Genomic DNA, 6669 nt, shown 5'->3' with positions numbered 1-6669 from the left:
GTTGGTCATACTATTTTCCTTCTTTGGGTTAGTATAACCTCTTAGCAGCTGTCCAAGTTTATTATGCCACTACACTCGTCATATAGTTTATGAAGTATACAGCTCTGCTGCTGCGCGGTATTTGTGATGCCTGGCAACTCTACGATTTGAGTCAAAGGGAATCGTCCTGCTGTATATCCTTGTGCTTGCATACCAATATCTACGCTACCTTTAGCTGTAGCGTCATAGGTAGCACCTGGTTTGCTGAGCGTCGCAGAAGGGTATATCTCAACCTTTAAGCGACCTTTTGAATCTGCTTCAATTTTCTTTGCCCATGGTTCTAACGCTTCGGTGTTTATGTTGTCAGTGGCAGTCATAAAATGCGAGAAGCGCAATGTCGTCACTTCACCTGTATCCGTAGATGTGCTGACCGATTGGTCGTTATTGGAGCAGCCAGTCATCGCAATCGAGGCAGCTAAGAGTATTCCTAGAGGGGTTCTTACTTTCATCATAGAATCCTTTCATGATGGTGAGATATGGTTCGCTACCATTTGCTACCTAGAGCGTGCCGCTAATCATCATTTTTAGGCTTAAAGCGATGATTAACTGATCATGAAAAAAGGTAGCAAACAAAATGATAGGGCAATTACTCGCCGACAGGCGCGATTTCTCTTGCTTCGGCCAACTCTTCACTGTGCAAAAACTGCGTATGTGCTGGCGCGCGTTTGGTACGAGACCATTCATCTAGCATGTCTTGCTTGATGGCGTCTGTAATCATCGAGACTTTGTCTTCTGAGGTTGGGTCATCATAGGTCAACTCAAGACGATGCCCATTGGGATCAAAGAAGTAAATAGAGTGAAAGATGCCGTGATTGGTCACGCCAATGACGTCAATGCCACCTTGTTCTAAATGCTCTTTGGCAACTAGTAGTTCATCACGGTCTTTGACCTTTAGCGCTAAGTGTTGCACCCAGTTAGGGGTGTTTGGATCAAAGCCCATTTCAGGTTGATTGGGTACTTCAAAGAAAGCCAGTACATTGCCACTGCCAGCATTTAAGAAGACATGCATATAGGGGTCAAAGGCTTTGGTTGAAGGCACATGGTCTTCTGCGAATGCTAAGATAAAATCCATATTTAGGTGTTTTTGATACCATTCAACGGTTTCTTTAGCATCTTTGCAGCGATAAGCCACATGATGAATCTTTTCAATGGTAAAGCTCATATCAAACTCCTTTTGATAGGGCGTAAATTTCATATGAATAGACAAGCTGCCAGTGCTTATAGACGGTATATCATCGTTGTCTGACAGTTTAAATCTACTTTTACGCCTTTTTTATATACGGTTGCTATTTGTCAAAATCGAAGCTAAGCGCTGGTAATACTTTGCCGCGTACTTCGCCAAACCCAACACGAATGCCCTCTTTTTCGCTATAGCCTTTCATAATGACCGTGTCACCATCTTCGATGAAGCTGCGCGTCTCGCCGCCTTTTAGTGTGACTGGTTTGGTAGCGTTCCAAGCAATCTCTAGCATCGAGCCATAAGAATCAGGCGTTGGCCCTGAAATCGTACCTGAACCCATCATGTCACCGACTTCAACTTTGCAACCAGTGATGGTGTGGTGGGTAAGCTGCTGTGCCATTGACCAGTACATGTATTTAAAATTGGTCTCGCAAATGACTGTTGCTGTTTCTGCATTTTCAGGCAGTAGCTCAACTGATAGATTGATATCAAAGCTGTTGTCGCTCGATTTTTCATTTAGATATGCAAGCGGCTTGGGTTCTTGAGTTGGGCAAGCTGTTTTGAACGGAGCCAACGCATCCATGGTGACAATCCAAGGGGAAACCTCAGACGCAAAGGTCTTAGCATTGAATGGGCCTAAAGGCACGTATTCCCATTTTTGGATATCTCGTGCTGACCAATCATTGAGCAACACCATGCCAAAAATATGATCAGCGGCATTATCTACGGCGATTGGCTGACCGATATGATTACCTTTACCAACGACAAAGGCAGTCTCTAGCTCAAAATCCAAGCGCTTACAGGCAGAAAAAATAGGACGGTCATCAGGATTGGGTTTTAGCTGGCCTGATGGGCGTACGATATCCGTCCCGCTAACGATGACAGTGCTGGCACGTCCGTTATAGCCGACGGGCATTTCGGTCCAGTTAGGCAGTAGGGCGTTGTTTGGATCACGGAACATGGTACCGACGTTGGTCGCGTGCTCTTTAGAAGAGTAGAAGTCTGTAAATCCAGGTACTCGTACAGGTAAGTGCATGGTGACATCCGCTTGCTTAAACAGCGCCTTTTTCTGTAAGTCTGCATTGTCACGTAAGGTGTCATTGTCGCTGGACAGTAGCGTTTGAATGGTCGTACGTGCCTGCGTCCAGTTGTCTCGACCAGAATCAATAAAAGCATTTAGCGTAGATTGATCAAAGTATGGGCCACCATCTAAACTTAATAATCCTTCTGTCTCCAGTACAGACAAATCAAGCACGTGCTCACCGATAGCAACACCAGCGCGGCGCTTGTTATCACCAGCAGCATCTTTGGTATCGCTAAAAATGCCATAAGGGAGATTGTGGATTGAAAAGTCAGAATCAGCGGCGATATTGATAAATGAGGTGAGAGTATTGTCAATCGTTGACATGGGTTTGCTCCTTGCTAATATAAATTATTAATTACGTTATAATTAACTACTTACGTATAATGTAATTTATTGATATATCGATTGCAAGTTTTTTTGTGCAATGTCTTTCGTAAACAGCTTATTTGAACAGTTCTTACCGTTGTTTTGACTAGGGCATGCCCTAAATACTGCACACAAAAAAAGGCTGAGCAATCGCTCAGCCTTTCTTATTCGATTTTCATCTCATGCTATCTTTTATGAAACAGCATTTTTAGCAACGTGATTAAATCAGTCTTTTAAAACGTCTGCCATCGCATTGGCTACATAATCGATGTTGCTGGTGTTTAGTCCAGCCACACACATACGTGAGTTAGAGACCATATAGATACCAAACTCGCTTTGTAGGCGCTCGACCTGTTCAGGCGTCAATCCAGTAAAGCTAAACATGCCGTTTTGACGAGTGATGTAGTCAAAGTTACGGTTCGGGATTTTGGCTTCTAATACCGATTTTAGCTTTAGGCGCATGGCTTTGATACGGTCGCGCATGGCATAAACTTCGCCAACCCACTGCTCATGTAGTGCTTCATCGTTCATGACGATATCGACGACACGTCCACCATGTGACGGTGGGCTTGAGTAGATACGGCGTACGGTCGCATTGAGCTGACCAAATACGCGATCGGTTTCGTCTACGGTTGGGCAGACGACTGAGAGGCCACCGACACGCTCGCCATATAGCGATAAGTTTTTAGAGAATGAGTTGCTAACAAACAATGGCAAGCCCATCTCAACGGCTTTACGGATAGCGTAAGCGTCGCTGTCCATGTCTTCGCCAAACCCTTGATAAGCGATGTCCATGAATGGAATCAGCTCACGCGTTTTCACGACATTGAGCACGGTGTCCCATTGCGCTTGGGTCAAATCCATACCGGTTGGATTGTGGCAGCATGGATGTAGCAAGATGACGTCGTTTTTGTTCAATGTCTCAAAAAACGCAATCATTTCATCAAATTTGATGTTGCTGTTGTCTTTATCGTAGTACGGGTATTTGCCCACTTCGACATCAGAGCCTTCGAAGATAGCAATATGGTTGCCCCAGGTAGGATCGCTCACATAGCATTTGGCTTGCGGGAACCATTCGTGGAGAAACTCAGCACCGACTTTCAATGCACCAGAACCACCAATCGTAGCGATAGTAGCGACCAGACCGTCTTTTAAAATCTGTGCGTCTTTACCAAACAGCAACTCCTGACAGCCTTTACGGTGTCCTGGTAAGCCTGCCATCGGTAAGTATGGGCGCGGTGAGATAGGGTCGGCGATACGCTCTTCGGCTGTTTTTACACAGTCGAGTACAGGCAATACGCCATTTTCATCATAATAAATACCAATGCCTAAATTGACCTTGTTAGGATTGCTATCTGCTGAGTATTTTTCCATAAGACCTAAGATTGGATCACCAGCGTAATAATCGATACGTTCAAACATGCCATTTCCTTATAAAAATATAAACCGAGCAGCCGAAAATCATAGAGCAAATTGATGATTAACTCAACATGAGAGTGGGTTATCTGGTGCAATTAGTAAAATAAATACCCAAATAAGTTATTTATCTGCTTATCAAAGGCATTTGAGGGGCTATCGTCGACTCATTTCAAGAGAATATCGTTTTATTGGACTGACTAGGGCATGTCCTCATTTTAAAAATGGTGATAAAAACGAGATAAATTGCCGTCAAACAAGGAAAATAGCGCAGATAATATCGAGATATTAGTCAGCTATTTGACGCCGTTTGGCAAGATTTAGCCATTTTTAACCCATTTAGATGACTATCGATTGAATTGAGGACACGCCCTAGATCTATCACTTGACAGACAGGGATTCAGAGTGATGCAAATCGTTATAATGGCTCGAAAAATACGTTTGCAAAAACTGCTTAAAAGCAATGGTCGCAGGAGACAAAGCCCGTGAGGCCCGTTGATAGATAAAGAACTGACGCATTCTAACAGGCTGTGCTAGTGGTCGCATCAGCAAACCATTGGCACTGACCCAATCAATCACCTCAGGCATGTAGGGCAGGCACAGCGTAATGCCAAATCCTTGACGGGTCATCTCAAGCGCGGTGGACATAAAGTTCACCTTGTAGCGCGCTTGCTGGATATGAGTGGTGATACGCTCATCCAGTTCTGCGGTCACTTGCTCTATAAATGGCCCTTGCAGCGTGATGAGTGGAATGTCTAATAAATCCTGCCACGTTATTTCATGTTTTTGTGCCAATGCATGGCTATCTGGCATGACCACACAAAATGGTAGCTGATATAACAAGTCAGCATGGATATCGTCCTCAGTCTCCATAAAACCAAGCTCAGTACCGACCCCTAAATCGACCTCGATATCCTGAATATGCTTGAGCAAATTTTCTGCCGAACAATCCAATAACGACACGCCAATCTCAGGATGCTGTTTGGCAAACTGAGCGATGACAGCGGGCATAGAGGAGGCCGCAAACTGGGAAACGGCCAGTCGCACTTGACCTTGCGCTAGGCTGGTCAAACTACTCGCTTCATTTTCAAACAGTTGCATCTCATTCAAGATACGCCTCGCTTGCGGTAATAAATGCAGTCCGACTGCCGACAAAGACAGCTGGCGCGTCGTACGGTCGAATAGCACGATACCGAGGCCAGTCTCTAATTCTTTAATCAATCCGCTAACGGCAGATTGGGTGAGATACATCTGCTCGCTGGCACGAGTGAAACTGCCATTGTCAGAGACTTGGATAAATGCGGTGAGTTGGCGAATGCTGATATTCATAAGTAAACCTGATAAATAAATCATAAAAAACAATTAGTCTTATAAATAAACCTAATCTAATATAAATACAACGTCAACAATAAAGATTGATTACCAATCGTTTTATCGTATTTTTACCACCAATTGAAATTAAGGATGATTACAATGGCAGATTTATTTGAAAACCCAATGGGCCTGAATGGGTTTGATTTTGTTGAATTCGCCTCACCTCAACCTGATGCTGTCGAGGCATTGTTCAAACAGCTTGGCTTTACACATGTGGCCAACCATCGCTCAAAGGACGTTGCGCTATACCGTCAAGGTGACATCAATCTTATCCTAAACCGTGAGCCAAAAAGCCAAGCCAGTTACTTCGTTGAAGAACATGGTGCTGGTGCTTGTAGCATGGGTTTTCGCGTACAAAACTCCCAAAAAGCTTATGAGCGTGCTATCGAAATGGGCGCGCAGCCAGTAGACGTACCAACTGGTGTAATGGAGCTTAGATTGCCAGCGATCAAAGGCATCGGTGGGTCATTGATTTATTTGATTGACCGCTATAAAGACGGCGAGTCTATCTATGATGTCGATTTTGAGTTTTTTGCAGACATCGATAGAAACCCTGTCGGGTATGGTTTCAAGGTTATCGACCATTTAACCCATAACGTCTACCGTGGGCGTATGGCGTATTGGGCAAACTTTTATGAGCGCATCTTTAATTTCCGTGAAATCCGTTTCTTTGATATCAAAGGTGAATACACGGGATTGACCAGTAAAGCCATGACGGCTCCTGATGGCAAAATTCGTATTCCGCTAAATGAAGAAGCCAAACAGGGCGGTGGCCAAATCGAAGAGTATTTGATGCATTTCAATGGCGAAGGCATCCAACATATTGCGCTGGCTTGCGACGATTTATTTGCCAGTATCGATAAGCTAAAAGCGGCTGGCATTCCGCTCATGACCGCACCAACTGCTGCTTACTATGAAATGTTGAGTGAGCGCTTGCCAAACCATGGCGAGAACGTTGATGACCTGCAAACGCGTGGCATTTTATTAGATGGCACGACTGAAGGTGGCACACCGCGTCTACTGCTCCAGATTTTTTCTGAAACCATCTTAGGTAGCCCAGTGTTTTTTGAGTTTATCCAACGCAAAGGCGATTATGAAGACGGCTTTGGTGAAGGTAACTTTAAAGCTTTGTTTGAGTCGATAGAACGTGATCAAGTTCGTCGCGGCGCGATTGACCAATCTGAGACTGAAACACCGTAAGTCACGCTAT

6 protein-coding genes are annotated in these 6669 nt (G+C 44.5%); 1 reads left to right on the top strand and 5 read right to left on the bottom strand.

Annotated features, from left to right (window positions below):
- Nucleotides 1-41: 41 nt before the first annotated feature.
- From QL982_RS10340 to QL982_RS10320, 5 genes are all read right to left on the bottom strand, one after another.
- Nucleotides 42-491, bottom strand: a complete 450-nt coding sequence (locus QL982_RS10340) for a hypothetical protein (RefSeq protein WP_290190302.1) — start codon at nt 489-491, stop codon at nt 42-44.
- Nucleotides 492-625: 134 nt separating this feature from the next.
- Nucleotides 626-1201, bottom strand: coding sequence for a VOC family protein (locus tag QL982_RS10335; protein ID WP_290164058.1), 576 nt, complete (start codon nt 1199-1201; stop codon nt 626-628).
- Between the two features lie 124 nt (nt 1202-1325).
- Entirely contained in the window at nt 1326-2627 is a 1302-nt protein-coding gene (gene fahA, locus QL982_RS10330; protein ID WP_290164057.1) for a fumarylacetoacetase, read from the bottom strand.
- A 267-nt stretch (nt 2628-2894) separates the two neighbouring features.
- A complete protein-coding gene (locus tag QL982_RS10325; RefSeq protein ID WP_290164056.1) occupies nt 2895-4091 on the bottom strand; it encodes an amino acid aminotransferase in 1197 nt (398 codons plus the stop codon).
- Nucleotides 4092-4466: 375 nt separating this feature from the next.
- Nucleotides 4467-5414 (bottom strand): LysR family transcriptional regulator, encoded by a 948-nt coding sequence (locus tag QL982_RS10320; RefSeq protein ID WP_290164055.1) that lies wholly within the window; start codon nt 5412-5414, stop codon nt 4467-4469.
- Nucleotides 5415-5558: 144 nt separating this feature from the next.
- Between QL982_RS10320 and hppD the strand changes: the two genes are divergently transcribed.
- Entirely contained in the window at nt 5559-6659 is a 1101-nt protein-coding gene (gene hppD / locus QL982_RS10315; RefSeq protein WP_290164054.1) for a 4-hydroxyphenylpyruvate dioxygenase, read from the top strand.
- The last annotated feature ends 10 nt before the right edge of the window (nt 6660-6669 follow it).

The sequence above is a fragment of the Psychrobacter sp. 5A.1 genome, assembly GCF_030407455.1.
GTDB lineage: Bacteria > Pseudomonadota > Gammaproteobacteria > Pseudomonadales > Moraxellaceae > Psychrobacter.
Note: the sequence above shows the minus strand (reverse complement) of the source record. Positions and strands in the feature narration are given on the sequence as shown.

Coding starts and splice junctions, on each gene's coding strand:
- QL982_RS10340 (WP_290190302.1), bottom strand. CDS start 491: ATGATGAAAGTAAGAACCCCTCTAGGAATACTCTTAGCTGCCTCGATT.
- QL982_RS10320 (WP_290164055.1), bottom strand. CDS start 5,414: ATGAATATCAGCATTCGCCAACTCACCGCATTTATCCAAGTCTCTGAC.
- QL982_RS10335 (WP_290164058.1), bottom strand. CDS start 1,201: ATGAGCTTTACCATTGAAAAGATTCATCATGTGGCTTATCGCTGCAAA.
- QL982_RS10325 (WP_290164056.1), bottom strand. CDS start 4,091: ATGTTTGAACGTATCGATTATTACGCTGGTGATCCAATCTTAGGTCTT.
- fahA (WP_290164057.1), bottom strand. CDS start 2,627: ATGTCAACGATTGACAATACTCTCACCTCATTTATCAATATCGCCGCT.
- hppD (WP_290164054.1), top strand. CDS start 5,559: ATGGCAGATTTATTTGAAAACCCAATGGGCCTGAATGGGTTTGATTTT.